This window comes from Amycolatopsis sp. NPDC051373, assembly GCF_040689465.1.
Classification (GTDB): Bacteria; Actinomycetota; Actinomycetes; order Mycobacteriales; family Pseudonocardiaceae; genus Amycolatopsis.
On sequence record NZ_JBFBAE010000015.1, the window covers coordinates 87,542 to 113,065 of the forward strand.

The window sequence follows — 25,524 nt, forward strand, 5'->3', positions numbered from 1 at the left end:
GTGCGGCTGCCTACAGTGCTCACATCAGAACCAAGCGTTCGTTAATTGAACATACTGAACGGACTGCCGGCCCCCACCACGCTGGACGACGAAGTCGCGAGGAGAACGCTGCCATGCGCGCGGACGACAACCGGAAGATCACCGAGACCGGCCCCGGCACTCCGGGCGGCGACTGGATGCGGCTGTACTGGCAGCCCGTGGCGCTGACCGAGGAGCTCGACACCGAACGTCCGGTGGTTCCGCTGCGGGTGCTCGGTGAGGACCTCGTGCTGTTCCGCAACGCCGACGGCTCGCTGGGTCTCATCGACCGCCGCTGCGCCCACCGCGGCGCCGACCTTTCCCTGGGGCGCCTGGAAGACGGCGGCCTGCGCTGCTACTTCCACGGCTGGCTCTTCAACGGCAACGGGTCCTGTATGGACACTCCGGCCGAACCCGAGGACAGCAAGCTCAAGGCCAAGGTGAAGATCCGCTCGTACCCGGTGCGGGAGTGCAACGGGATCGTGTGGGGCTACCTCGGCGACGGCGAGCCGCCGAACCTGCCCGCACTCGACTGCTTCGTGGCGCCGCCGGAGTACACGTTCGCGTTCAAGGGTTACCTCGACTGCAACTGGCTGCAGGCGCTGGAGGTCGGGATCGACCCCGCGCACGCCTCCTACCTGCACCGGTTCGCCGAGGATGAGGACACGAGTGACAGCTACGGCAAGCAGTTCCGGGGCGCGTCACTCGGCACGAACCTGCCGATGACGAAGATCCTGCGCGAGTACGGCCGGCCCGAGATCCTCAACGCCCGCACCGAATACGGCCAGCGCATCGTCGCCCTGCGCACGCTCGACAAGGACGGTCTCGACGGCTCGTCCACCCACGTGCGCATCACGCACCAGGTGTTCCCGCACGGAATCACGATCCCGCTGAGCTCCACCATGGCGATCACGCAGTGGCACGTGCCGATCGACGACGTCTCCTGCTACTGGTACGCGATGTTCACCAGCCTCGACGAGCCAGTGGACGCCGAGACCATGCGCGCACAACGTCTCGACGGCATCACGCTCCCGGACTACAAGCCGGTGCGCAACCGCGCGAACAACTACCGCTTCGACTTCCAGGAGCAGCGCACGCAGACCTACACCGGGCTGGGGCGCGACATCAACGTCCACGACCAGATGGCGGTCGAGGGTCAGGGCTTCATCTATGACCGCAGCCGCGAGAACCTCAGCCGCTCGGACCGCGCGATCGTCACCTACCGGCGGATGGCGCTGCAGGCCATCGACACCGTCGCCGAGGGCGGCAGCCCCGACCTGCTGCTCAAGGACTCCGCCGACGTCGAGAGCCGCGGCCCCATCCCGCTCGACGGCATCGGCCCCACCGGCGAGTGGGAGGACTACTGGGCGGGCTCGATCGCCGACCTGCGCAAGGCGAGCCCGTGGGCATCGCGGCTGCAGGCGGCGCTCGCGACGGGGCCGGCGGGCGTGCCGGGCTCGGCGGTCGAGCCGGATCGTTCATCGTCACCCGACGCCTACGATCGCGCGCGGGACTGAGGCCGGCCATGGGGTTCATCGAGAAGTTCGGGCTGTGGACCGAGGAGCAGCAGGAAGCGGCGAGAGCCGTCCTGGCGCAGGTCGGCGCCGAGGGACTGCGGACGGTTCGCGTGTCCTTTGTGGATCAGCACGGGGTCCTGCACGGCAAGACGATCCCTGCGAGCGGGCTGGCCGCCACGTTCCGCAGTGGGTTGAGTTGTGTGTCGACGCTGCTGTCGAAGGACACGTCCGGCACCACGGTTTTCTCGGCCTTCAACGCCGACGGCGGGCTCGGCGTTGCCGAGATGGCCGGTGCGGCCGATGTGGTGATGGTGCCGGACCCCATGACGTTCCACCTGGTGCCGTGGGCCGAGGACACCGCGCGGATCCTGTGCGACTTGCGGTTCCAGAACGGTGAGCAGGTGCCGTTCTGCAGCCGTGGTGTGTTCCGCACGGCGCTGGACCGCGCGAGCGTCGCCGGGTTCACGTATGTGACGGGGCTGGAGATCGAGTTCCACCTCTACCGGCGGGCGTCGCACTTCCCCAATGACGACGGGATCGGCCGCTGCACCACGCCGACCCCGGTCGAGCCGATCAACCAGGGCAACCAGTTGCTGAGCGAGAACCTGGGCGACGAGGTCGAGCCGGCCACGCGGCGAATCCGCGAGGTGCTGGAGCGGATGGGGATCGAGCTGCGCAGCATCGAGGTGGAGCTGGGGGCGAACCAGCTGGAGGTCACGCTCGACCCGGCCGCCGGTCTCGCTTCGGCGGACGCGATGGTGCTGTTGCGCAGCACGGTCAAGCAGGTGGCGCGGCGCAACGGTTACCACGCGACGTTCATGTGCCGGCCGCAGATCGCGGACAGCAAGTCGAGCGGCTGGCACCTGCACCAGAGCCTGGTCTCGCCGGACGGTGGGCGCAATGCCTTCGTCCCGGCAGATGGCGAGGGCGCCATTTCGTTGGTGGGCAAGCAGTTCATCGCGGGTCAGCTCGCGCACGCGAGCGCGGCGTGTGTGTTCGCGAACCCGACGATCAACGGGTACAAGCGGTTCCAGCCGTATTCGATGGCTCCCGACCGGATCGCGTGGGCGCGGGACAACCGGGGCGCGATGATCCGGCTCGTCGGCTCGGCCGAGGACGGCTCGACGCACATCGAGAACCGGGTGGGGGAGTCGGCGGCCAACCCGTACCTGTACATGGCTTCGCAGCTGCATTCGGGCCTGAACGGGGTCGAGGCCGAGTTGTCCTTGCCGCCCTCGGCCGACGATCCTTACACGACCGACGCCGGGCGGCTGCCCGCCAACCTGTCCGCGGCCGTCGACGCGTTGGAGGTCGATGCCGGGCTGCGACGGGTGATGGGCGAGCAGTTCGTCTCGTACTACGCCGCGATCAAGCGGGCCGAGGTCGCGCGGTTCGAGCGGACGGTCACCGATTGGGAGCATCGTGAGTACTTCGACCTCTACTGACCTGTCGTTGCGGGTCACGCGCGTGACTTGGGAAGCCGTGGGGGTGGTGGGCCTTCGGCTCTCCAGCGGTTCTCCCTTGCCGGCGTGGGAGCCGGGTGCGCATCTCGACCTGAAGCTGCCGTCGGGGTTGGGCCGGCAGTACTCGCTGTGCGGGGATCCGGCCGACCGGCTGCATTACGACATCGCGGTGCGGCTGGAGGACGCCGGCCGCGGTGGGTCGGCCGAGGTCCACGGCACGGCGCTGGTCGGGCGTGAGCTGGTGGTCGAGCGGGTGCGCAACCACTTCCTGTTGACGGATGCCGAGTCGTACTTGCTGATCGCCGGGGGAATCGGTGTGACGCCGCTGTTGCCGATGGTGCGGGCTCTGGCCGAGCGTGGGGTCGACTTTTCGGTGGTCTACTGCGGACACGGTGCCGCCACTATGGCCTTCCGCGCGGAGCTGGCCGCGATCTGTGGAGCCCGGGTGTCCTTCGTGGACACTGCGGTCGAGCCACGGCCGGACTTGAAGGAGCTGATCGGCGGGCTGGCCCCGGGCGCGGCCGTGTACTGCTGTGGCCCGGCCGGTTTGCTCGACAGCGTCACCGAAGCCTGCGAGGCCGCCGGCGTGCGGTGCGAGACCGAACACTTCGCCGCGGCCGCACCTTCTCCTGACGAGGCCGCGGACGACGCGGTGGAACTCGAACTCCGCCAGTCCGGCCTGACCGTCGTGGCCGACGCGGACACCACCCTGCTGCAGGCCATCCGCGATGCCGGGGTCGACCTCGAGTCCGACTGCGAAGAGGGCTACTGCGGCACCTGCGAAACCCGGGTGTTGGAGGGCACCCCCGATCACCGCGACGTCGTGCTGTCCAAGGCGGAACGCGCGGCGGGGAAGACCTTCTTCCCTTGCGTGAGCCGGGCTTGCGGCCGCAAACTCGTGCTGGACCTGTAAGCGCACTACGAGGAGGAAAACCAGGTGGGCGAGGAAAACCGGACGAAGGTCGCCGTGGTGCAACCGGGGGACGAGTCGGACCAGGTGGCGCTGCCCGGGTTCGGCGCGGTGTTCAAGCTGACGCACCAGAACAACGGTGGCGAGGTCGCGATCCTCGAACACCCGTTCGCGGTCGGCTCCATCACCGCGCCCCACCGCCACACCCGCGAGGACGAGCACTCCATCGTGCTGGCCGGCGAGATTGGCTTCCGCTCCGACGACGCCGAAGTGGTCCTCGGCCCGGGCGGCTTCATCACCAAGCCCCGCGGCGAGATGCACGCCATGTGGAACGCCGGCAAAACCCCGGGCCGCATCGTCGAGGTCATCACCCCCGGCGGCTTCGAAACCTACTTCCGCGAACTGAGCGACCTCCTCCTCGCCCACGCCGAGGGCACCCTGGGCGACGCGAAGAACCTCCACGAAACCGACGAGTTCGCCCGCCTGGCCACCAAGTACGGCCTGACCTACGGCACCCCCGACTGGCTGGACGACGTCGTGCGGCGTTACGACCTCGACGCGCCCAGCCACTGAGGCGGTCTGTCCGACCCGGTCAGTTCGACGCGTCCGCCGTGTCGTCGTCGCCGTTGTCGAAGACGGACAGGGCGCGGCGCTGCTGGAGGAGGCGGAAGACCGCGTCCAGTTCGGACTCGAGTTCGGTCAGGCGCGCCTGTTCGTCGGGGGAGAGGCCGCCGCCGTGGTGCATGGCGCGGGTGCGGAGGTCGTGTTCCTCGTCGAGAAGCGCCGCGAGGCGATCGGTGATCGCGTGTGAAGTCGTGCCCATGTCACCCACCCGTTCGAGCCGGCCCCGCGCCGGGTCGGGGTGACCCGGCCGGGATGACGTGAATTGCGAAAACCTTGTCGTCCCGGCCGGGCGTGGTCATCGGGCCACCTTGGCCAGCGTTGCCCGGGCGGCGGCCACCACGGCCTCGGGCGTGAACCCGAACTCGCGGAACAGCGTCGCGTAGTCGGCGGAAGCGCCGTAGTGCTCGATCGAAACGATCTCGCCGGAATCACCCACGAACGGGTACCACGGCAACGCGATCCCGGCCTCCACCGCGACTCGCGCCTTCACCGACGGCGGCAGCACCGAATCACGGTAAGCCTGGTCCTGCGCAGCGAACCACTCGAAGCACGGCAGCGAAACCACGCGCGTCGGCACACCCTCGGCCTCCAGCCGCTCCCGCGCCGAAACGGCGAGCTGCAGCTCCGAGCCGGTCCCGATCAGCACCAGCTCAGGCGCACCGTTCGACGCCTCCGCCAGCACGTAGCCACCGCGAGCGACGCCGTCGGCCGAGGTACCCGGCAGAACCGGCACCGGCTGCCGGGTCAACGCGAGCGCGGTCGGGTGATCGACGTCCTCGATCGCGGCCTGCCACGCCGCGACGGCCTCGTTCGCGTCGCCCGGACGCACCACGTTCAGGCCCGGAATCGCCCGCAGCGCCGAGAGGTGCTCGATCGGCTGGTGCGTGGGCCCGTCGCCGCCGACTCCGATGGAGTCGTGCGTCCACACGTACACCACCGGCAGCCGCATCAGGGCCGCCAGCCGCACCGCTGGGCGCATGTAGTCGCTGAACGCGAGGTATGTCGCACCGTACGGCCGGGTGCCGCCGTGCAGCGCGATGCCGTTGAGGATGGCGCCCATCGCGTGCTCGCGGATGCCGAAGTGCAGCGTCCGCCCGTACGGTTCGGCGGCCCACATCTTCGTCGCAGCCGCGACCGGGCCGAACGAGTCGGCGCCCGTCATCGTGGAATTGTTGCTCTCCGCGAGGTCGGCCGAACCGCCCCACAGCTCGGGCAGCACGTCGGCCACCGCGTCGAGGAACGCCCCCGACCCCTTGCGCGTCGCCATCGAAGCGCCGGCCTCGAACGACGGCAGCTCCGAGGCCCAGCCCTCCGGCAGCGCACGCGTGGAGAGGCGCTGCCGCAGCGCGTGCCGCGAGGGGTTCGCCGAGGCCCACTTGTCGTACTCGCCCTGCCACTCCGCACGCCAGGCCTGACCACGCGCGACGGCCTCGCGCGTCAACGCCAGCACGTCGTCCTCGACCACGAAGTGCCGCTCCGGGTCGAAGCCCAGCACGCGCTTCACCGCCGCGACCTCGTCGGCGCCGAGCGCGGAGCCGTGGATCTTGCCGGTGTTCATCTTGGTCGGCGCGGGGTAGCCGATCACCGTGCGGAGCCGGATGTACGACGGGCGCGGGTCGGCCTTCGCCGCCGCGATGGCGTCCTGGATCGCGGCGACGTCCTCGCCGTCCTCCACCACCTGCACGTGCCAGCCGTACGCGCGGTAGCGCTCGTCCGTGTCCTCGGACAGCGCGATGTCGGTGTGGTCTTCGATGGAGATGTCGTTGTCGTCGTAGAACACGATCAGGTTCGCCAGCTGCTGGCGGCCCGCGATCGACGACGCCTCGGAGGTGATGCCCTCCTGGATGTCGCCGTCGGAAGCGATCACGTACACGAAGTGGTCGAAGAGGCTTTGCCCCGGCGAGGGTTCGGGATCGAACAACCCGCGTTCGCGGCGCGACGCCATGGCCATGCCGACCGCGTTGGCCAGGCCCTGCCCGAGTGGACCGGTCGTGACCTCGACGCCCTGGGTGTGGCGGTACTCCGGGTGCCCCGGGGTGAGTGAACCCCACGTGCGCAGCTGCTGGAGGTCCTCCAGTTCGAGGCCGTAACCGGCGAGGAACAGCTGGATGTACAGCGTGAGGCTGGTGTGCCCGGCGGACAGGACGAACCGGTCTCGCGCCGGCCACAGCGGGTCGGCCGGGTCATGGCGCATTTCGCGCTGGAACAGCGTGTACGCCAGCGGCGCGAGGCTCATCGCCGTGCCGGGGTGGCCGCTGCCGGCCTTCTCGACGGCGTCGGCGGCGAGCACGCGGACGGTGTCCACGGCGCGGGTGTCGGTGTCGGTCCAGCCTTGCGGGCGGCGGCGGGTGGTGACGGTGTCGGGCACTGTGCTCAGACTTCCCCTGCGTAGTCGGGATTTCCGCCCGTGGTGCACACGCGCCGAGCCGGTTCCGCGTCGTCCGGCGGGCTTCCGGGCGGCGCGGTCGGTCACCGGGCTCGACTGTAATGAGCTGACGCGAACCCCGGCAACTCACCGTGGGGCCGCTCTCAGCGGGACGACTCAGGTGTGTGAGTTTTCGGACCAGAGAGGTTCGGGAACGGACACGCCGAACGCGCCGCCCCACCGATTGCGGCTGCTCACCTCGTGCACCGGGCGGCGGTTCGCGGCGATGCCCCACTTGCCGCGCGGGTACCCCATCGCGAGCATGGCCGTGAGCTCCCAGCCCTCGTCCTCGGGCACGTCGAGCAGCTCCATGACCCGGTCGGACTCCAGGCGCAGCATGGTGGTGAGCATCCCGCCGACCCCTTCCGAACGCGCGGCGAGCAGCGCGCTCCAGATGGCGGGGTAGATGTTGGCGCCGCCGTGGTCGTCGATGGAGAAGACGAACAGCAGCAGCGGGATCTCGGTGAAGTGGTCGGTCAGGAAGTCCCCGGACTTCTTGATCCGCTTCATCGTCTCGCGGTGGTTCCCGGGGTCGTGGATCGGTTGCGCGAACGTGCCGGCCGCGATGTCCTCGTACTCCTTTTCCCGGCACCGCCGCCAGATCGGGGCGAGTTCGGCCTTGATGCCCGGATCGTCCACGGCCAGGAAGTGCCAGCGCTGGGTGTTGCCGCCGTTCGGTGCCCGGATCGCGGCGTCGAGGATGCGCGCCTGCACGTCCAGGGGAATCGCGTCCGGATGCATGCGCCGCATCATCCGCGTGGTGTAAAGGGCTTCGTGGACGTCCATCGAGGGCACAGGCGGCATGGAGCCGATTATGCCTCGATTTACGTTACAGTCAATGATCGGAACGGGTGCGTGTCACCGTTTGCCCGAAGTGGACGCCCGCCGCCGCGGCGCGGGCTTCTTCTCCAGCGCCGGCCAGAGCACGGCGACGACCGCCTCGGGGATCTCCGTTTTGGCTTCCCCTCGGTAGAACGCCGCGAAGTAGCTGCCGAAGCACATCGTCGCGATGGTGTGCTTGTCGATCTCGTCCCGTATGGCGCCTCGATCCTGTAGCTGTGTCAGCACACTTTCGACGAGCTCCACGCGGGGCTCGACGGCGTGCTTGCGCAGGATGTCGAGCAGCTCCGGCGTGCGGATCGCCTCGCCCGCGAAGTTGCCCATGAGCACCATGGCGTCCGGGTTGAAGTACGCGGGGTCGAGCCGGCGGACGGCCTCGGTGAGCGCCTCGCGCGGCTCGAGTCCGCTGAGGTCGAACGCGTACATGTCGCGCTGCTTGCGGAAACCGTAGTCGAGCGCGTCGACGACGAGCTCGAACTTCGTGGCCCAGCGCCGGTAGAGCGTGGGGCGGCTGACCTTCGCGTCGGTGGCGATGTCGCCGATCGTCATGCGGGAGTAGCCGTCGAGGACGAGCCGCCGGCGCGTGGCGAGGATGATCGCCTCGTCGAGCGCGGCATCCCGGGGGCGCCCGCCCGGCCGGGGTCCGTCTTCGGTGCCGACCTGCTCGTCCGCCGTCGCTTCGCGTGTCCGCGCCATGGCTCCACCTCGCCGAGAAAAGACCGATCCGCGAAGCATATCCGATCCGTTACACGACGGTGTTGTTATGCGGCAAGTTTAGTTACAGTACTTGACCGTAATCAAATGTGGACGTACGGTTCGGGAACGCCGAACCACAGCGGACCGAACGGAGTCGACGATGACCACGCCCCAGGAGCTGATCGACCGCAGTATCCCGTTCCTCAACGAGGTGAAGAACCGCACCGCGGGCGGGGAGCTCGAGTCCTGGCTCAACACCCGCTACGGGCCGGACAGTGAGCTCTACCAGGACCTGGCGCGCATGATCACCGAGGGCGTCGAGGCAGGCTGGGCCGCCAACATCGAGATCGAGGGCAAGAAGTACCGCCGCAGCCGCATCGCCGACCCGCAGGACGTGCTCAACTACTTCAGCATCACGGCCGTGTACATGGACAGCGTCGAGCCGTTCCGCGGTCAGTACCACCAGCACCCGTACGGCGAGCTCAACCTCGTGGTGCCGCTCGACCCCGACGCGAAGCTGATGGGCCCGAACGGCTGGAGCGGCCCCGGCTGGACCGCGCCCGGCCCCGGCAGCCACCACTACCCGGAGGTCAAGGACGGCGCGCTGATCGCGTTGTTCTACCTGCCCGCCGGCCGGATCTCCTACGACATCCAGCCGCCCGCGGCCTGAACCCGGGGAGCCCAGCGCCATGAACCCGGCGTCCACGATCGAGGAAGCGATGGCGACGCGGCGCAGCTGCCGGGCGTTCCTGTCGACGCCCGTGCCGCGCGCGGAGGTCGAACGGCTGCTCGCGCTGGCGTCGTCCTCGGCCAGCAATTCCAACAGCCAGCCGTGGCAGGTCCACGTGCTCACAGGCGCCGCCAAGCGCGCGTTGACGGCCGACCTGCTGCGCGCCTACGACGAGGGCCGCCGCGCCGCCGGCGAGTTCGCCTACCAGCCGGCGGCGGACTCGTGGCCCGAGCCGTTCCGCTCGCGCCGCCGTCGCTTCGGTGAAGGCCTGTACTCCCAAACGCTCGGCATCGCGGCCGGCGACACCGCCGGCCGCAACGGCCACCACCGGCGCAACTACGACTTCTTCGGCGCACCGGTGGGGCTGGTTCTCACGGTGAGCCGGGCACCACTGCAAGGTGCGCTGGTGGACGCCGGTCTGTTCCTCCAGGGACTGATGTTGTCCGCGCGCGGAGCCGGGCTGCACACTTGCGCACAGGCTTCGTTCATCGATTACCACCCGGTGTTGCGCCGCCACCTCGTCATTCCGGACGACCACATCGTCGTGTGCGGAATCGCGCTCGGGTATTCCGACGACGACCACCGCCTTGGTGGATATCGCACAACGCGGGAGCCGGTGGAATCCTTCGTCACCTTCTACGAGTCCGCCGCCGTGACCCACCAGGTGGAGCCGGCATGACGGTCGACCGTGATCTCGTCTACGCGACGGTCGGTGGCACCCGGCTGATGGTGGATATCCACCACGCTCCCACCACGGGGGCGCCCGTCGTGCTCTACCTGCACGGCGGCGGCTGGACCCGCGGCGACCGGCGCGGCGAGGCCGCACGGCGGCAGGCGCCCTTGGCGGAGCACGGTGTGACCGTGGTGTCCGTCGATTACCACCTGGCCCCAGGTGCGGTGTTCCCGCAGCAGGTGCACGACGTCAAGGGCGCCGTGCGCTGGCTGCGGGCGAACGGCGCGCGCCTCGGCCTCGAGACCGGGCGGCTCGGGGTCTGGGGCGCGTCCGCCGGCGCGTACCTGGGTTCGCTGCTGGCTTTGTCGCCGGGTGACGAGGAGCTGGAGGGGACGGTCGGCGGCAACGTCGACGAGTCGAGTGCTGTGCAGGCCGTGGTGCACTGGTTCGGACAAGCCGACCTGGCGGCCACGGCGGCGCGCAGCGGGCTGGAGGCGAAGCTGCTGCCGTTCCACTTCGAGGCCGACTTCCTCGGCGGAGCCGACCCGGCGGGGCATTCGCTGCTGACGCGGGTTTCGGCGTCGGCGCCACCGTTCCTGATCGCGCACGGCGACCGCGACCGCATCGTGCCGCCGGAGGAGGGCCGCGCGCTGCACGACGCGCTCGTGCGGGCCGGGGCGAGGAGCAGTTTCGTGCTGCTCGGCGGGGCCGGACACGAGGACGCCGCGTTCGACGGCCCGGTGAACCTCGCGACCACCGCGGCGTGGCTGCGCGCCGTTCTCGCCTGACAGCGCACGCGATTGCCGGACGCGGCACCCGTGAGCACCAGGGACTAAGGAGCCCGGTTATTTCGTTACAGATCATGAACGTATCGAAACAAACCGAAGGAGCCCGCGATGTCCACGACCCCGACCGTGGAGCACTGGTTCGATTTCCTCTGCCCCTTCTGCTACATCGCCCAGGACCGCAACCGGGTGCTCCGCGAACACGGCGTGGTGGTGAACGAACACCCGCTTCAGATCCACCCCGAGATCGGCCCCGGTGGCAGCCTGGCCGGTCCTCGCGTCGGCCCGACCTACGAGTTCCTCGCCCGTGAGGCCGAAGCCGCGGGCCTGCCCCTCGCGTGGACGGACCGGATCGCCTACTCGCTGCCGGCATTGGGCGCGTACGCCACGCTCGACGACCCCGAAGTCGCCGACCGCTTCGCCACGTCCGTGTTCAACGCGTACTTCGGCGAAGGCCAGGACCTCGAATCGCGCGACCTGCTGCTCAAGCTGACCGAGCAAGCCGGCGGTGACCCCGAGATCGTCCGCGCCGCCTGGGAATCGGGCGAAGCGGACCGGGCCGTGGGCCGCTCGGCGATCCTGGCGTACGAGAACGGCGTCGAGGGCACTCCCGCCTGGGTGGCGGGCGGCCGGAGCTTCAGCGGGTTGCGGCCCCGTGAATGGTTCGCGACGTGGGCTGGGTCTCTCGGCTGAACTCGGCCCGGGCCACGATCCGTGTCACAGAAGTCTTCGCAGGTCAGTGCGGGTGATACTTTGGCACAAAGATCACCCGCCCGGCCGATCGGTCCAGTCAGAAAGCCGCTCCACGATGGTTTTGTTCGGCACGGGTGATTCGTTCGCCTTCGCCTTCGACGAGTCCCGCCGGCTGCGCATCTCGGCGCCGGCCGACCGGCTGCCGTTGGCCGCCTTCCTCTACACCGACGCGCAAGCCGACGCCCACACCGTCGGGCAGCTCACCGGCCTGCTCCGCCGAGCCCAGCGCGAAGCCAAGACCTGGCTCGGCAACGGCACTTCCGTCGCGTTCACCGGCGACAGCGTGGTGCTCGAAAGCCTCTACGGCACCTGGCCACGCGCCGTCGTGCCGCAGCAGGTGTTCTTCGCCGCACTCGAGTCCCTGCACCGCTTCCTGCTCGCGTCCGGCGTGATCCCGGCCGAAACGGGCATCACGCGCAGGGCCTCCGAATACCGCAACCTGAAGAACGGCCGCTTCTCCTTCGTCGACCACACCTACTTCCCGCCGGACTGGACGCCCGAGGCCGTGTCCGCGGCCGGCACCGCCGCGTGGTCCTCGCCCGACGTCCTGCGCGACCCCGCCACGGGCGCCTGGTCCGGCACGTTCGCCGACCTGGAGATCGCCGGCTACCACGACCCGGCGACGGGCGAGGTGCTCACCTATTTCCCTGTGCAGCACTGATCCCCGTCCCTAGGCTCACGGCCATGGCAGGCTGGGAGTGGGACGAATCGCTGTACTCGGGCAGCGCGGCTTACTACGCGAGGGGCCGCGTCGCGTATCCGCCGGAGCTCGCCGACGAACTCGCCGACGCGCTGCGGCTCGACGGTTCCGGCCGCCTCCTCGACGTCGGCTGCGGCCCGGGCTCCCTCACGCTGCTGCTCGCCACCCACTTCGAAGACACCGTCGGCCTCGACGCCGACCCCGACATGCTCGCCGAAGCCGCCCGGCTGGCCGCGGCGAAAGGAATCACCACCACCCGCTGGGCCCACGGAAGGGCCGAGGACCTGCCGCCCGGGCTCGGCGCGTTCCGGCTCGTCACGTTCGCCCAGTCCTTCCACTGGCTCGACCGTCCCCGCGTCGCCGCGGCGGTACGCGGAATGCTCGAGCCCGGCGGTGCCTGCGTCCACGTGCACGCCACCACCCACCGCGGCGGCGCGACCGAATCGACGCCACCCCACGAGCGGATCGCCGAGCTCGTGCGCGAATACCTCGGCGAAACCCGACGCGCGGGCCGCGGCACCCTCCCCGAAGGCACGGCCGCAGGGGAGACGGAGATCTACCGCGCCGCCGGGTTCACCGGCCCCGAGAGGATCGAGGTGCCCGGCTCCGCCGTCGTCCGGGATATCGACGACGTCGTCGCCACGGTGTTCTCGTTGTCGAGTTCCGCACCGCACCTCTTCGGCGATCGCGTGGGCGCTTTCGAGTCCGAATTGCGGGGTCTTCTCACTGCCGCGAGTCCATCCGGAAAGTTCCGTGAGCAGATGCGCGAGTTCGTCGTCGATGTCTGGCGGCCGTGAAATCGGGCCTGGTTGTCACACCAACGGGTGGTTTCTTCGACGATCACTCCGAGGAGTACCGCGTGTCTCCGAACGAGCGGCCAGGATCCCCGCCCCACAGGCGAAGCGGGCGAAATCGTCCGCACCTCGCTGACCACGGCCGATCGCCGCGCAGGGGCGAATTTCCCTAGTCCCCCTAATGGGGTGGGGCCCGAAATCCCTAATGTCGATGCGCCGAACCCCCGGGGTGGCCCCCGATGGCCGCCGAACGGCCGCGCCCTATCTTCGTCCCGAACCCCTTCGACTTCGCGGCATGCCCACGACGGCCGAATCAATCAGTGCACAGGAGACAACAAACTATGGACGCGGTGCAGAACCTGCACGAATTCGCCATGACCCTGCTGAGCGACCCGCAGGCCGCGGCCGCCTACGCCGCCAACCCGCAGGGCCTGCTCGACACTGCCGGCCTGGCTGACGTTTCGCCGGCCGACGTGCAGGACATCATGCCGCTGCTGGCCGACACGGCCCCGCTGGCCGCCGCCCCGAGCCTGCCGGTCTTCGGCAACGTGCTTTCGCACGCGGCCGGCGAGCGCGCCGACCTGCCGAACGTGACCGGCCTGGCGAGCGGCCTGCCGAACCTGAGCGGCGTGTTCGAGACCGTCAGCGACGTCGCGGACCAGACCGGCCTCAACACCCTCACCCACTCCACCCTCGGCACCGTGTCGAACGTCGTCGACCACGTGGCCGGTGCGGTCAACGGTGTCCCGATCGCCGGCCCGGTCGTGGCCGCCGGTGCGATCGACCTCGAGCACACCGTCGACGCGGTGGGCGAGCACGTCTTCGACGGCAAGCTCGTGGGCGCCGCGGTCGACGCCACCACCAACCACCTGGGCGACGCCCTCATGCCGCGGGCCGCTGTGGCCGCGATCGCGGGTGTCCCGGCGATCGGCGGCCCGGTGTCGGGTCTCGTCGAGGACGTCCGTGTCACCGGCGCCGGCCTGCTCGGCCACGTCAACGACGCCATCGGCTCCACCCCGGTCGGCATCCACGGTGACGAGCGTGCCGACTTCGGTGCCGCGGGCGACCTGTCGCACACGCTGGACCACGTCGTCCCGGCCGCGGCCGCCGTTCCGGCGCTGCCGGCCCTCCCGGCGGTTCCGGGTGTTCCGGCCGTCCCGGCGCTGCCGGCCGTCCCGAACGTCGCCGGCACCGTCGGCTCCGTGACCCACACCCTGTCGGCCGCCGCGCCGCAGGCCCCGGTCGTGGGCGACACCGTGCACCACGTGCTCGACACCGTCGGCCAGGCCGACACCGCGGGCATCCAGCACACCCCGATCGCCGACGTCGCGGACGCGACCCACACCGGCTCGCCGCTGGGTGGCGTCGAGACCCACGCGCAGGACCTGGCGCACGGTCTCGACCTGCACACCGCGACCGACGCGCTCGGCCACCTGCCGCTGCTCGGTCACTGAGTTCTGCCGCTCCAACCAAAGACAGGCCCGGACCGTTTGGTCCGGGCCTGTTTTTTTGTGTCCGGGGAAAACACTGTGATCTAGGAAGACAATGTGTCCCTAGAAAGACGCTGCGCTCACGAAGGCGAAGGCGCGTGCGTCCGCCGGTAGTGGCGCGCGACCCTGGCGCGGTTGCCGCAGATGTTGCCCGTGCACCACTGCCGCCGCTTGGTCTCCGCGACGAACAGCATCGAGCACGCGGGGTTGGCGCAGCGGCGAAGTTTCTCCAGCTGCGCCGGGGAAGACAGGAGTTCGATCGCCTCGGTGGCGATCGCCGCCAGCGCCGCGTTGCCGCCGTGCTCGGTGTGCCAGCGCGTGGCCGCGGTCAGCACGCCGTCGGCGCCCGCGGCCAGCCGCAGGCTGCGCGGCACGGCCGAGGCGAACGCGTTGAGGTCCTCGATCGAAACGGCCTGGGGCGCCCGGGTTTCCAGGTGCGACTCCAGCAGGTCGCGGATCGCCGCGCGCAGCCTCCGCGTCGCCGCCGCGGCGGGGACGCTCGCCTCGGGCAGCCGGGGCAGCTGCAGCCGCCACCAGGTCTCGTAACCGTCCGTCGGTTCGATCAGGTCGACGGCGGGGTCCGCCGCCGTCATGAGGGTGTCGGCGAGGTCGAGGGCCACGAGCGGCTCGCCGCCCATGGGGAACCCGGCTGCCTGCACGTCCTCGAGGGTCGGTCCGGCGGTCATGGCTCCACGATATCCGTCACATCGTCGCGGGGTGGTCAGGGCGCCGTTAGTAACTCATACTGAGGTTACTAATGGACTGGAGGAGCCATGAGCCCGTGGGCGAGGGTCGGCGCGGCGGTGCTCGCGGTTGGGTGGGGAGCCAACCAGTTCTCGCCGCTGCTGATCGTCTACCGCGACCAGGAACACCTCTCGCCGACGATCGTCACGGCGATCTTCGGCGCCTATGTGGTCGGGCTGATTCCGGCACTGCTGCTGGGCGCGCGGTTCTCCGACCGGCTCGGCCGGCGCCGCGTGATGCGCCCGGTGCTGGTGCTTTCGGCGCTGGCTTCGGTGATCCTGCTGTTCGGCGCCGGGTCGACGTGGATGCTGGCGCTCGGCCGGCTCGTCGCGGGGGTCGCTTCGGGTGCCGCGTTCGGGCCGGGCAGCGCGTGGATCAAGGAGCTGTCCACGGACGCCGGTCCGGGTGCGGGGGCGCGCCGGGCCGCGATTTCGCTGTCAGTCGGGTTCGGCAGCGGGCCGCTGGTCGCCGGGGTCCTCGCGCAGTGGCTGCCGGCGCCGGCCGTGGTGACCTACCTGGTGCACATCGCGGTGACGGTGGTGGTCGGCGTGCTGGTGTGGAACGTCCCGGAAACCGTGACGGGCGCGGCTTCTTCCGGAGACCGGCGTCGCGAGCTCAAGCACGCACTGACCAGTCCCGAGTTCCTCCGCCGGATCGTGCCGAGCGCGCCGCTGGTGTTCGGCGTGGCGACGACCAGTTTCGCGGTCCTGCCGACGCTGTTGCCCGCGCCGGTCGCGCCCGTGGCGAGCAGCGGTGTGATCGCGGGGCTGACACTGGGCAGCGGGTTGCTCGTCCAGCCCCTGGCCCGCGCGCTGGAACGACGGCGCAGCCCGCTCGTGCTGACCTGCGGCCTCGGCCTGACCGTGGCGGGTTTCCTGCTCGCCGCGCTGTCGACGGAGCTGGGGCGGGCTCTCTTGACGCTCCCCGCCGCCGTCGTCCTGGGTGCGGCTTACGGCATGCTGCTGGTCGGTGGGCTCAGCCGCGTCGAAGCGCTCGCGGAGGCAGCCGATCTCGCCGGCGTGACGGCGGTGTTCTACTGCCTGGCGTACCTCGGTTTCGCGGCGCCGTACCTGTTCGCGGCGGTCGTCGTCGTCGTCCCGGCGCCCGTGGCCTTCGTGGTCGCCGCAGGAGTGAGCGTGGTGCTGGTCGTCGTCACCGCGCCCTTCCCCGCTCGCGTGGCGCGGTGATCGCGGTGACCCAGCCCCGCGTCCGCGTGACCGCCCAGCTCAAGGAACTCCGCTTCGACGCCGGTTCCCGCGCCCTCGACCTCGTCGCCACCCTCGGCCGTCGCCCGACCGCGGCCATCGAGCGTCTCGGGAACACCGCCCGCCTCGACGCGTGGGCCACCGGCGTGGGCCTGCCGCTGCTCCCGGGCGAAGCGACCGAGGCCGCGCTTTCCGACTCGCAACGCTTGCGGGAGGCCGTTTTCCGCGTAGTCACGGACGTCATGGCCGACGCCCCGGTCGACCCCACCGCGGCCGCGACGGTCGAGGCCTACGCCGTCTTCACCGCGGAACCTTCGCGTCTGGAGCTGGCCGCCGACGGCCGCGTGGCTTCAGGCCCCCGCCTCCGCACGTCCGCCCAGGTGCTGGCCACCGTCGCCCGTGATGCCATCGACGTCGTGACCGACCCGGCCCGCCGAACGCGCCTCCGCGCCTGCGACTCGCCGTTGTGCCGCATGCTCTTTCTCGACACGCCAGGCGGCCGCCGGCGCCGCTGGTGCTCCATGCGGCGCTGTGGCAACAGCAGCAAAGCGGCGGCCTTCCGGGAACGCACCACGCACCAGGCGTGACCACGTCCGTCCAGGCCGGCAAATGAGCGCACAACTGCACGAAGAGTCAGTGCTGGTGCGTTGTTTGATCATTTTCCGGCACAGTCGTCATTGTGCGACGTAACTTTCGCGGTGATCTGGCCGGCGCGCGGAAGGGCAACCCATGGCTGTTACGGAGGCACTGCGGCCGGGAGAGTCCGGACCCCTAAGCCGTCACTCGCGGATTGTGCGGCGACGGCACCACGCCCGACGCGTGCAGCGGCACGCCCGTACGCGATACCACCCGCGTCGGGTGGAAGCGGACGCGGCGGCCCGTGGCGTCGTCCTCGCCGGCGGTGCCCGGGGTGACCCATTCGAGCGCGGCGGTGCCGGTCATCTGGAGCGTGGTGCCGGTGGTGAAGTCGAGGAACAGCAGCGACGCTTCGGGGTCGGTGGTGATGTTGCCGAGGCTGTTGAACAGGTTGTTGCCCGCGTAGTCGGGCCACCACACGTCGTCGCCGTCGAGGCGGACGAAGCCGGGCTCGCCACCCTTGTGGGACGAGTCGGCGCCGCGCGTCGGGTGGATCGTGCCGAGGAAGAACGTGTCCGCACGGCGGATGAGGGCGCGGTGGGCGTCGGTCAGGGCGTCCGATCGTTCGACGGCGGCCGGCGCCGGTTCGGAGTCGATCTCCAGCCGGCGCTGCTGGATGTAGGAGGGGCAGTTGCCGTACGCCTGCTCCACGTCGAGGAGGAACCCGCCCTCGGCCGCGGCCACGACGGTGCCGTTGACCCGCAGCCGGCGCCGGGTCGCGAACTCGACGGCGATCAGGCCGACCGGCTCGCCCGTGGGCAGCTCGTGCAGAGGGTCGCCGGCGCCGGGGCGCGTGTGCACGACCAGCGTCGTGTCGAAACCCTCCAGGAAACCGGCGGGCCCGAGCAGGGGAGACGTCCACAGTGTCCCGTCGGCGTCGCGCGCCGTGACGGCCGCGAACTCGCGCTGCGCGAGGAAACCCTCGCCCCCGCGGCTCAGGTGCGCGGGCGCGAGCATGCCTTCGAGCCGCGCCGCTTCGAACTCGAGCCCGGCCTGCCGTTGCACGCTCAGCTCACCGCTGTGGAACCCGGTGGTGATCGGTTGCGTGGTCATGTGTGCCCTCTCATCCGGCTTGCTGGTCGTGGGTCCGGCGGTAGTGGCGGGCGACCCGCACGCGGTTCCCGCAGACGTTGCCCGCGCACCACTGGCGACGCCGGTTCGTGGCGAGGAACAACATCGTGCAGTCGGGGTTCGCGCAGCGGCGCAGCCTGGCGAGGCGCGCGGGGTCGGCGAACAGCTCGATCGTTTCGCGCGCGATGGCCGCCAGCGCGACGTTGCCGCCGTGCTCGCTGTGCCAGCGTGTGTGCGTCTCCCAGGCCTCGTGCGCTTCGAGCCGCGGGCTCGTCGGCACGGCCGCCGCGACCGCGTTGACCTCCTCGAGCGACGCCGGCGCGGGCCCGCGGCCGTCGAGGTGCGCTTCGAGCAGGTCCCGGATCGCGGACCGCAGCCGGCGCGTGGGCACGAGGCCTGGTGCCGCCGACCCCGGCAGCCGCGGCAGCTCCAGCCGCCACCAGGCGGCGCTGCGCTCGGGTGAGGCGAGGAGGTCGCCGTCGCCCGACTCCGTCGCGGCCGCGAGCGTGTCGGCGAGATCCAGCGCGACCAGCGGCTCGCCGCCCATCGGGAAGCCCGCCCGTTGCATGTCCTCCAGGCTGACGCTACTGCTCATGACACGAGTGTACGCATTAGTCATCGCTGTCGACAAGTTTTTGAAGGGGCCTTGCGTTCGTTATGCTAACGGATATACAGTCCGCAAATCCGTTAGCGAAAAGGAAGGCGAAAGTCATGGGACTGGCATGGCAGCAGGGACCGCTTTCGACCAGGTCGGTCGGGAGGTTCCTCACCCCGGAGCCGTTGCCCGAGCGGTTGCTCTTCGTGGAGCCACTGCGCAGGCGGATGCGGGTCCGGTTCGGTGGTGCGTGGATCGTCGACAGTGAAGACGTGCTGCTCCTGCACGAACCGGGCCACTACCCGGTGGCGTTCTTCCCGAAGACCGCCGTCTCCGACGGCGTGCTGGAGTCGAGCGGCCGCGTGACGAAGCACCGCGAGCTGGGTGACACCACGTGGTACACGGTCGCCGCCGGCGAAGGCCGCGCCGAGCGTGCGGCGTGGGAGTACACCGGGTTGCCGGAGTACGCCGACGTGCTGAAGGACCGCGTCGCCTTCGCGTGGCGCGCCATGGAGGCCTTCTACGAGGAAGACGACCGGATCGTCGGCCACGCCGCGGACCTCTACCACCGCAACGACATCCGCAGCACGTCACGGCACCTCGTGGTCCGCGACGGTGACCGCGTCATCGCCGACACGCACAACCCGGTGGTGCTGTACGAGTCCGGCTTCGCGCCGCGCTGGTACGTGCCGCGCGAGGACATCGTGGATGGCGCGCTGACCCCGATCGAGGGACAGACGTTCTGCCCGTACAAGGGACTCGCGAGCTACTACGACATCGGCTCGCACGCCGGCGCCGCCTGGTCGTACGAGCAGGCCTGGACCGAGGTCGAGCGCGTCTCCGGCCTGGTGTCCTTCGAACCGGACAAGATCGAGGTCTACCTCGACGGCGCGCGGCAGTCGCTGGAGCCCGGCCAGACCGTGATCGCGCACGGTGTCGACCGCGGCCTCGACACCGACGAGATCGAGAAGCGCACCGCTTGAGGTGCCGGCCTTACCGAATCCGAACGAGCCGGGGAAACCGGTGGTAACCGTGTCACAGTGGTACGTCGTCGCGGCGCAGGAGGTGCTGGCATGACCGCAAAAGTGCTGTCGGTGAACGTGGGCCTGCCGAAAAACGTGTCCTGGCAGGGCAAGACCGTCTACACGGGAGTGTGGAAGCACTCCGTCGACGGCCCGGCCATGGTTCGCCGCCTCAACATCGACGGCGACGGCCAGGGAGACAAAGGCGGTCACGGCGGCGAGCAGCGAGCCGTGTTCGTCTACCAGATCGGCTCGTACCGCCACTGGGAGCAGCACTTCGGCCGCGACGGCCTGGAGTACGGCTCGTTCGGCGAGAACCTCACCGTCGACGGCCTGCCCGACGATGAGGTGTGCATCGGCGATCGCTACCGCATCGGCGAGGCCGAGTTCGAGGTCACACAGCCGCGGGTCACGTGTTACCGCGTCGGCATGCGGCTCGGCGAGCCGGAGCTGCCCGCGCTGCTCGTGGCCCACCACCGGCCGGGGTTCTACTTCCGCGTCATCCGCGAGGGCCACGTCGCGGCCGGCGACCCGATCGTGAAGACGCGCACCGGGCCGGGCGCGCTGAGCGTGGCCGACACCGATGCGTTGCTGTACCTGCCTGAGAAGAACGGCGAGAAACTGCGCGTCGCCGCGGGGATCCCCGCGCTGAGCCCGGGGTGGCGGCAGTCGTTCGAGGAGCTGCTGGGCATCGGGACCGTCGCTCAGGGACCCGCGTGGGAGGGCTTCCGCCCGCTGCGCGTCACGGCGGTGCGGCCCGAGAGCACCTCGGTGACGTCGGTGTATTTCGAGGCCGAGGACGGCAGCGCGCTGCCCGCCGCCCGGCCCGGGCAGTACTTGACGCTGCGAGTCCCGGGCGCCGCCACGCCGGCCCCGGTGCGCAGCTACTCGATTTCCTCCGCGCCGGGCTCCGACGGCTACCGCATCAGCGTGAAGCGCGAGGGGGCGGCCAGCACCTTCCTGACCACGCAGTTGGCGGCAGGCGCGGTGCTGGACGTGGCCGCGCCGCGAGGCGACTTCGTGCTCGGCGACGGTTCTTCGCCGGTGCTGCTCGTGTCCGCCGGGATCGGGGTGACACCGGTGCTGGCGATGCTCCACCAGCTGGCCGCGCAGGGCAGCACCCGCGCGGTGTGGTGGATCCACGGTGCGCGCGGGCCGGCGGAGCACCCGCTGGCCGCCGAGGCCCGGGAGTTGCTCGCCGCGTTGCCCGGCGGCCGCGCGGACATCTTCTACAGCGCCGCGACGGCGGAGGAACGTACCTCGGCCGGAGCCCATTCCGGGCGGCTCACCAAGGACGCGCTGGTGGAGCTGGGTGTGCCCGCCGACGCGTCGGCGTACCTGTGCGGCCCGGCGGCGTTCATGACGGACATGACCGCTGCCCTCACCTCGGCGGGTCTGGCCGCGTCCCACATCCACAGCGAGCTGTTCGGCGCGCTGGACGCCATCAACCCCGGCCTTGTCGGCCAGGCCCCGCGCCCGCCGCACGCGCCGGAGGGGCCGCCCGGAACCGGGCCGACCGTCACGTTCGCGCGCAGCGGCATCTCGGCCCGGTCCCCCGGTGGCAGCCTGCTGGAACTCGCCGAGGCGTGTGACGTGCCTGCGCGCTGGAGCTGCCGCAGCGGCGTCTGCCACACGTGCGTGACGCCCGTGCTCTCCGGTTCCGTCGACTACTCGCCTTCGCCACTGGAGCCGCCGGATCCGGGCCAGGCGCTGGTGTGCTGCTCCACCCCGCACACCGATCTCGTCCTGGACATGTAACCCCGTGCTCGAAAGGAACACCACGATGAACTGGGCTCTCGAGGTCCTCACCCTGGCTGTCAGTGACGTCGACAAATCGCTGAAGTTCTACACCGACCAGGTCGGGTTCTCCCTCGACGTCGACTACCACCCGCAGGACGGCTACCGCGTCGTCCAGCTCACCCCGCCCGGCTCCGCCTGCTCCATCCAGCTCGGCACCGGCCTCACCGACGCCGCCCCGGGCTCGGCGCGCACCACCTACCTCGTCGTCACCGACCTCGAAGCCGCCCGCGGCGAGCTCGCCGGGCGCGGCGTCCCCGTCGGCGACTTCCGCCACAAGGCAGGCCTCGCCGACTGGCAGGGCGACTGGGCGCCCGGCCTCGACGCCGACCGCCGCGACTACGCGAGCGCCTTCGACTTCGCGGACCCGGATGGGAACACGTGGGTGGTGCAGGAGATCGGGTACCGCGCCTGACGGGTCGGCGGATGTGCCGAAACTGCCGTTGCTTGTGCGGGAAGTGTCGGAAGATGTTCGGGAAGTTACTGTGCGGGTGAGGAGGTTCCCATCCCGTGTCCGAATGTTGTCCGCCTTCGCGCTCTTCGCACCATTCCCTGGCCGCTGAGGTTCCGGCCGGGCCCGCGACCAACGCGGACGGTTTGCTCACCTTGCCCGGCGGCAGCTTCCGGATGGGGACCGACGACGCCGACGGGTTCCCCGACGATCGGGAAGGCCCGGTGCGGGAAGTCACGGTGGCGCCGTTCGCCATCGACGCCTACGCGGTGACCAACGCACGCTTCGCCGAGTTCGTCGAGGCCACCGGGCACCGGACGGAGGCCGAGGATTTCGGTTGGACGTACGTGTTCGCGAAGTTCGTGCCCGGTGCGCTGCGCAAGATCTCGCCGCGGCCGGAGCAGACCCCGTGGTGGTGCGGCGTCGCGGGCGCGTATTGGCAGGCGCCGGAAGGACCGCACAGCAGCGTCGAGGACCGGTGGGACCACCCCGTTGTCCACGTGTCCTGGAACGACGCCCTGGCCTACTGCGCGTGGGCCGGGCGTCGGCTCCCGACCGAGGCCGAGTGGGAGTACGCGGCGCGCGGTGGGCTCGACCAGGCGCGGTTTCCGTGGGGTGACGAACTCACCCCCGGCGGCGAGCACCGGTGCAACATCTGGCAGGGCCGGTTCCCCGTGCACAACACGGAAGAAGACGGTCACGTCGGCACCGCGCCCGTGAATGCGTTCTGGCCCAACGGTTTCGGCCTGTACAACGTGTCCGGCAACGTCTGGGAGTGGTGCGCCGATCGGTTCGACCCCGAAAACCGGTCCATGCGCGGTGGGTCGTACCTGTGCCACGAGTCCTACTGCAACCGCTACCGCGTCGCCGCCCGGACGGGCAACACACCCGATTCTTCCAGCGGCAACACGGGTTTCCGTACCGCCGCCGACATCTGAGTCAGGACTCGAGGTAGGCCAGCACGTCGGCGGGTTCGGCGGCGAAGTGCACGAGGTCGTCGAGCCGCAGCGGCAGGAAACCGTCGTCTTCCATCCGGCGCAGCTGCAGGATCAGGCCGTCGTAGAAGCCGTCGGTGTTGAGCAGCACGATCGGCTTGTGGTGCAGCCCGTGCTTCTTGAGTTCCAGGACCTCGGTGACCTCGTCGAGCGTGCCGAGGCCGCCGGCCAGCACGACCACGGCCTCGGAACGCGAGAGCAGCAGCGCCTTGCGCTCGGCCAGGTCCGCGGTGATCACCATTTCGTCGGCGTCCTCGCGGGCCGCGGCGCGCATCAGCTCGACCGAGATCCCGACGAGGCGCCCGCCCGAAGCCCGTACGCCGTCGGCGACGACCTTCATCAGGCCGCTGTCGGACCCGCCCCACACCAGCGTGTGGCCGCCTTTGCCGACGAGGTCGGCGAACTCGCGCGCGGGCTCGGTGTAGCGCTCGTCGAGGTCGGCGGCGGAGAGGAAGACGCAGATGTTCATGGCCGGACTCTATAAAGCTCAGCCCACGCGGTACCGCGCGACCGCTTCGGAGTCCCACTCCAGGCCGTTGCCAAGGCGGTCGGGCGGCGTCGCGTGGCCGTCGGCGATCCGCAGCGGTTCACGCAGGATCGGGGCGGCCCAGTCGACGTACTCCAGCCAGTGCGCGGTCGGTGTCGCGGCCAGCAGGTGCACGCTGACCTCGGGGAACAGGTGCGAAGACAGCGGGATGCCCCGCGTGCCGGCCAGGGCGGCGGCGTCGCGCCAGCCCGTGACGCCGCCGATGCGATCCAGGTCGGGCATGACCAGGTCACTCGCGTCGTGCTCGAGAGCGACGGCCATCGCGCGCGGGCCCGCGAAGTTCTCGCCGATCTGCACGGGGGTGCTCACGGTGGCGGTGAGCCGGGCGTTGGCCGCGTAGTCGTCGTGGCGCACGGGTTCTTCGAACCACGACAGGCCTTCGTCGTCGAGCGCGCCGCAGCGGACGAGGGCGTCGGGCAGGTCGAGGGCCTGGTTGTAGTCGGCCATGACTTCGATGTCGGGGCCGACCGCCGCACGGACGGCGCGCACGGCGGCCAGATCGTCGGCGGCGGGGCGACCGAGCCGCATCTTGACCGCGCGGAAACCTTCGGCCACGAGTTCCTGGGCTTCGTCGGCCGCGGCCGACGGTTCGATCAGGCCGAGGCCGTTGCTGTTGTACGCGGGGATCGGATTCAGTGGCGCGCCGAGCAGCCGCGCCAAGGGCAGGCCCGCGGCGATGGCCAGCGCGTCCCAGCACGCGGTGTCCACGAGCGACAGCACCGCGGCGACGAGCCCTTGCACGCCGAGCAGTTTGAACCTCGCTTCGAGTGTTGTCCGCACGGCCGCGGGATCGGCCGCGGTGCCGGCCAACGCCTCGTGCACGCCGCGGACCAGTGCCGCGGCGGCGTGGCCGGCGTTTTCGAGGTAGCAGAACGAATACGCCCGCCCGGTCACGCCTTCCTCGGTGTGCAGGTCGAGCAGCAGCAACGGCGCCGCCGTGACGCGCGCGGCGCTGGTCCCGAGCGGCCGGCGCATCGGCACCAGCACGAGCGTGGCTTCGACCGACCGGATCGTGAGGGACATCAGTGGTGGCCTTCGCTGTGCACGGCGAGGATGTCGGTGATGGCGCGGTTGCACGGCGTCGGCACGCCCAGCGCCTTGCCGCGCTCGACGACGTCGCCGCTGAGCCACGTGACCTCGAGCCGGTTGCCGCGTTCGAGGTCGTGGTGCATCGAGGACGTCATGCCTTCGGGCACGCCGTCGGTGAAGGCGAGCCGGTCGTCGGCGTAGTCGGCGGGCAGCGCCACGCCCTGGGCGCGCGCGACCTCGACGACCTCGGCCATCACGTCGTGCAGGAACGCCCTCGAGCGCGGGTTGGCGCGGATCGGGCCGATCGTGGTGCGCGCGGTGCTCGTGGTGCCGGAAAGGCCGACCAGGAACACGAACTTCTCCCAGATCGTCTGTTCGATGCTGGTACTGATCTCCACGTCGATGTTGCTTTCCGCGCACGCGTCGTGGAATTTCTGAACACGCGCCGAGGTGGTGCCGTCGTACTCGCCGAACACCAGCTTCTGCAGTGTGCCCGTGTGCCGGATCACGCCCGGCTCGGCAATCGTGGCGGCGATGTAGCAGACGCCGCCGATCACGTGCTCGGGTCCGAGGACGCGGCGCAGGATGTCGTCCTTGACCACGCCGTTCTGGAACGACACCACGGCCGTCTGCTCGGTGAGCAACGGCTTGATGAGCTCCGCAGACGTCTCGGTGTCCCACAGCTTCACCCCGAACAACACGAGGTCGGCGGGCGCCAGCCGGGTCGGATCGTCGGTCACGTCGATCTTCGGCAGGTGCAGGTCGCCGAACGGGCTCTCGACCTTCAATCCGTTGGCGCGCAACGCTTCGAGGTGCTTGCCGCGGGCGATGAAGCTCACGTCGTGGCCGCCTTGGGCCAGCCGCGCCCCGAAGTAGCCGCCCACTCCGCCGGTGCCCATCACCACGACCCGCATGTGATCCCCTTAGTTGATCGCTCGTCCAAGTTGTGTGCCCTGGTGTTTCTACCACGCTGGAATAGCGGTGTCGATATTCTTGAACGCTTACTCTACTATT

Annotated in this window: 27 protein-coding genes; 17 read left to right on the forward strand and 10 right to left on the reverse strand. The window is 70.2% G+C overall.

Annotation, left to right across the window (positions count from 1 at the left end):
* The first annotated feature begins 113 nt into the window (after positions 1 to 113).
* From AB0383_RS27500 to AB0383_RS27515, 4 genes are read left to right on the forward strand one after another with little or no spacing between them, the layout of a single operon-like run.
* On the forward strand, positions 114 to 1,535 hold the full coding sequence (locus tag AB0383_RS27500; RefSeq protein WP_364181032.1) for an aromatic ring-hydroxylating dioxygenase subunit alpha: 1,422 nt from the start codon (positions 114 to 116) through the stop codon (positions 1,533 to 1,535).
* Positions 1,536 to 1,543: 8 nt separating this feature from the next.
* The gene (locus AB0383_RS27505) at positions 1,544 to 2,980 is read left to right on the forward strand and encodes a glutamine synthetase family protein (protein ID WP_366188897.1); all 1,437 of its coding nucleotides are present in this window, start codon (positions 1,544 to 1,546) and stop codon (positions 2,978 to 2,980) included.
* Complete coding sequence (locus AB0383_RS27510) at positions 2,958 to 3,911, forward strand: PDR/VanB family oxidoreductase (RefSeq protein ID WP_364181027.1); 954 nt, start codon at positions 2,958 to 2,960, stop codon at positions 3,909 to 3,911. The genes AB0383_RS27505 and AB0383_RS27510 overlap by 23 nt, the downstream gene beginning before the upstream one ends.
* Before the next feature lie 24 nt (positions 3,912 to 3,935).
* Positions 3,936 to 4,481: a cupin domain-containing protein gene (locus AB0383_RS27515; protein WP_364181024.1), complete on the forward strand. Its 546-nt coding sequence runs from the start codon at positions 3,936 to 3,938 to the stop codon at positions 4,479 to 4,481.
* A gap of 19 nt (positions 4,482 to 4,500) precedes the next feature.
* Here AB0383_RS27515 and AB0383_RS27520 read toward each other — a convergent pair whose 3' ends face one another.
* The 4 genes from AB0383_RS27520 to AB0383_RS27535 form a co-directional block, all read right to left on the reverse strand.
* Positions 4,501 to 4,731 (reverse strand): DUF2630 family protein, encoded by a 231-nt coding sequence (locus tag AB0383_RS27520; RefSeq protein WP_364181021.1) that lies wholly within the window; start codon positions 4,729 to 4,731, stop codon positions 4,501 to 4,503.
* A gap of 96 nt (positions 4,732 to 4,827) precedes the next feature.
* The gene (tkt, locus tag AB0383_RS27525; RefSeq protein WP_366188898.1) at positions 4,828 to 6,900 is read right to left on the reverse strand and encodes a transketolase; all 2,073 of its coding nucleotides are present in this window, start codon (positions 6,898 to 6,900) and stop codon (positions 4,828 to 4,830) included.
* Positions 6,901 to 7,074: 174 nt separating this feature from the next.
* The gene (locus AB0383_RS27530; protein ID WP_364181015.1) at positions 7,075 to 7,761 is read right to left on the reverse strand and encodes a nitroreductase family protein; all 687 of its coding nucleotides are present in this window, start codon (positions 7,759 to 7,761) and stop codon (positions 7,075 to 7,077) included.
* A 54-nt stretch (positions 7,762 to 7,815) separates the two neighbouring features.
* Positions 7,816 to 8,493 (reverse strand): TetR/AcrR family transcriptional regulator, encoded by a 678-nt coding sequence (locus tag AB0383_RS27535; RefSeq protein WP_364181012.1) that lies wholly within the window; start codon positions 8,491 to 8,493, stop codon positions 7,816 to 7,818.
* Between the two features lie 160 nt (positions 8,494 to 8,653).
* Here AB0383_RS27535 and AB0383_RS27540 point away from each other — a divergent pair, with 160 nt between their 5' ends.
* The 7 genes from AB0383_RS27540 to AB0383_RS27570 all read left to right on the forward strand — a co-directional run bounded on the left by AB0383_RS27540 (position 8,654) and on the right by AB0383_RS27570 (position 14,382).
* The gene (locus AB0383_RS27540) at positions 8,654 to 9,163 is read left to right on the forward strand and encodes a DUF4863 family protein (RefSeq protein ID WP_364181009.1); all 510 of its coding nucleotides are present in this window, start codon (positions 8,654 to 8,656) and stop codon (positions 9,161 to 9,163) included.
* 19 nt (positions 9,164 to 9,182) lie between these two features.
* Complete coding sequence (locus AB0383_RS27545; RefSeq protein WP_366188899.1) at positions 9,183 to 9,902, forward strand: nitroreductase; 720 nt, start codon at positions 9,183 to 9,185, stop codon at positions 9,900 to 9,902.
* Positions 9,899 to 10,684, forward strand: coding sequence for an alpha/beta hydrolase (locus tag AB0383_RS27550; protein WP_364181004.1), 786 nt, complete (start codon positions 9,899 to 9,901; stop codon positions 10,682 to 10,684). Before AB0383_RS27545 ends, AB0383_RS27550 begins: the two co-directional genes overlap by 4 nt.
* A 108-nt stretch (positions 10,685 to 10,792) precedes the next feature.
* A complete protein-coding gene (locus tag AB0383_RS27555; protein WP_364181002.1) occupies positions 10,793 to 11,374 on the forward strand; it encodes a DsbA family protein in 582 nt (193 codons plus the stop codon).
* A gap of 115 nt (positions 11,375 to 11,489) precedes the next feature.
* The gene (locus tag AB0383_RS27560) at positions 11,490 to 12,095 is read left to right on the forward strand and encodes a hypothetical protein (protein WP_364180999.1); all 606 of its coding nucleotides are present in this window, start codon (positions 11,490 to 11,492) and stop codon (positions 12,093 to 12,095) included.
* A gap of 23 nt (positions 12,096 to 12,118) precedes the next feature.
* Positions 12,119 to 12,931, forward strand: a complete 813-nt coding sequence (locus tag AB0383_RS27565; RefSeq protein WP_364180997.1) for a methyltransferase domain-containing protein — start codon at positions 12,119 to 12,121, stop codon at positions 12,929 to 12,931.
* A gap of 338 nt (positions 12,932 to 13,269) precedes the next feature.
* The gene (locus tag AB0383_RS27570) at positions 13,270 to 14,382 is read left to right on the forward strand and encodes an IniB N-terminal domain-containing protein (protein ID WP_364180995.1); all 1,113 of its coding nucleotides are present in this window, start codon (positions 13,270 to 13,272) and stop codon (positions 14,380 to 14,382) included.
* Between the two features lie 116 nt (positions 14,383 to 14,498).
* Here the strand turns inward: AB0383_RS27570 and AB0383_RS27575 are convergent, their stop codons facing one another.
* Entirely contained in the window at positions 14,499 to 15,104 is a 606-nt protein-coding gene (locus AB0383_RS27575) for a CGNR zinc finger domain-containing protein (protein ID WP_364180992.1), read from the reverse strand.
* 87 nt (positions 15,105 to 15,191) lie between these two features.
* On the opposite strand from AB0383_RS27575, the gene AB0383_RS27580 reads away from it, so the two are divergent.
* Together AB0383_RS27580 and AB0383_RS27585 are read left to right on the forward strand one after the other, a co-directional pair.
* Entirely contained in the window at positions 15,192 to 16,349 is a 1,158-nt protein-coding gene (locus AB0383_RS27580; protein ID WP_364180990.1) for an MFS transporter, read from the forward strand.
* A 5-nt stretch (positions 16,350 to 16,354) separates the two neighbouring features.
* Positions 16,355 to 16,954, forward strand: coding sequence for a CGNR zinc finger domain-containing protein (locus AB0383_RS27585; protein WP_364180988.1), 600 nt, complete (start codon positions 16,355 to 16,357; stop codon positions 16,952 to 16,954).
* Between the two features lie 184 nt (positions 16,955 to 17,138).
* On the opposite strand, the gene AB0383_RS27590 is transcribed toward AB0383_RS27585, so the two are convergent.
* Both AB0383_RS27590 and AB0383_RS27595 read right to left on the reverse strand, forming a co-directional pair.
* A complete protein-coding gene (locus AB0383_RS27590; RefSeq protein WP_364180985.1) occupies positions 17,139 to 18,056 on the reverse strand; it encodes a pyridoxamine 5'-phosphate oxidase family protein in 918 nt (305 codons plus the stop codon).
* 10 nt (positions 18,057 to 18,066) lie between these two features.
* On the reverse strand, positions 18,067 to 18,669 hold the full coding sequence (locus tag AB0383_RS27595; protein ID WP_364180982.1) for an ABATE domain-containing protein: 603 nt from the start codon (positions 18,667 to 18,669) through the stop codon (positions 18,067 to 18,069).
* A gap of 116 nt (positions 18,670 to 18,785) precedes the next feature.
* On the opposite strand from AB0383_RS27595, the gene AB0383_RS27600 reads away from it, so the two are divergent.
* The 4 genes from AB0383_RS27600 (at position 18,786) to AB0383_RS27615 (ending at position 22,877) form a co-directional block, all read left to right on the forward strand.
* Entirely contained in the window at positions 18,786 to 19,652 is an 867-nt protein-coding gene (locus AB0383_RS27600; protein ID WP_364180979.1) for a DUF427 domain-containing protein, read from the forward strand.
* A gap of 90 nt (positions 19,653 to 19,742) precedes the next feature.
* On the forward strand, positions 19,743 to 21,449 hold the full coding sequence (locus AB0383_RS27605) for an MOSC and FAD-binding oxidoreductase domain-containing protein (RefSeq protein WP_366188900.1): 1,707 nt from the start codon (positions 19,743 to 19,745) through the stop codon (positions 21,447 to 21,449).
* 25 nt (positions 21,450 to 21,474) lie between these two features.
* On the forward strand, positions 21,475 to 21,903 hold the full coding sequence (locus AB0383_RS27610; protein ID WP_366188901.1) for a VOC family protein: 429 nt from the start codon (positions 21,475 to 21,477) through the stop codon (positions 21,901 to 21,903).
* A gap of 212 nt (positions 21,904 to 22,115) precedes the next feature.
* Entirely contained in the window at positions 22,116 to 22,877 is a 762-nt protein-coding gene (locus AB0383_RS27615; RefSeq protein WP_366188902.1) for a formylglycine-generating enzyme family protein, read from the forward strand.
* 1 nt (position 22,878) lies between these two features.
* On the opposite strand, the gene AB0383_RS27620 is transcribed toward AB0383_RS27615, so the two are convergent.
* The 3 genes from AB0383_RS27620 to AB0383_RS27630 are packed head-to-tail and all read right to left on the reverse strand — an operon-like array spanning position 22,879 to position 25,424.
* Positions 22,879 to 23,403: a TIGR00730 family Rossman fold protein gene (locus tag AB0383_RS27620; RefSeq protein ID WP_366188903.1), complete on the reverse strand. Its 525-nt coding sequence runs from the start codon at positions 23,401 to 23,403 to the stop codon at positions 22,879 to 22,881.
* 18 nt (positions 23,404 to 23,421) lie between these two features.
* Positions 23,422 to 24,504: an enolase C-terminal domain-like protein gene (locus AB0383_RS27625; protein WP_366188904.1), complete on the reverse strand. Its 1,083-nt coding sequence runs from the start codon at positions 24,502 to 24,504 to the stop codon at positions 23,422 to 23,424.
* Entirely contained in the window at positions 24,504 to 25,424 is a 921-nt protein-coding gene (locus tag AB0383_RS27630; RefSeq protein WP_366188905.1) for a 2-dehydropantoate 2-reductase, read from the reverse strand. Before AB0383_RS27630 ends, AB0383_RS27625 begins: the two co-directional genes overlap by 1 nt.
* Positions 25,425 to 25,524 lie beyond the last annotated feature (100 nt).